Annotated in this window: 1 rRNA gene; it reads right to left on the bottom strand. The window is 41.7% G+C overall.

From position 1 onward, the window contains the following. Window positions 1-235 precede the first annotated feature (235 nt). Window positions 236-343: ribosomal RNA gene (locus E2R66_RS28210) — 16S ribosomal RNA — on the bottom strand; the annotation flags it as partial.

Below are 343 nucleotides of genomic sequence, written 5' to 3' on the forward strand. Positions count from 1 at the left end.
TACTTCTTCCAATATGTCAAAGAACTTGTCCCAATATGATATCAATATCATAACTTGCATTATATCCTAACCCTTTCGGGCATCGGTGGGAATGTGGAGAATAACGGATTCGAACCGTTGATAATCTATCCGGCCCCTGCTGGCCGAACTCCTATACTATATATAATATAAAAAATTTAAGAAATAATCATGTAGGTAACTTGTTATGATACTTTGGTATCAGATAATGCTCCAGAAAGGAGGTATTCCAGCCACACCTTCCGGTACGGCTACCTTGTTACGACTTAGCCCCAGTTACCGACTTTACCCTAGGACGCTCCTTACGGTTACGCACTTCAGGCAC

Origin of the sequence: Mucilaginibacter psychrotolerans (assembly GCF_004519315.1) — a bacterium.
Lineage (GTDB): Bacteria > Bacteroidota > Bacteroidia > Sphingobacteriales > Sphingobacteriaceae > Mucilaginibacter > Mucilaginibacter psychrotolerans.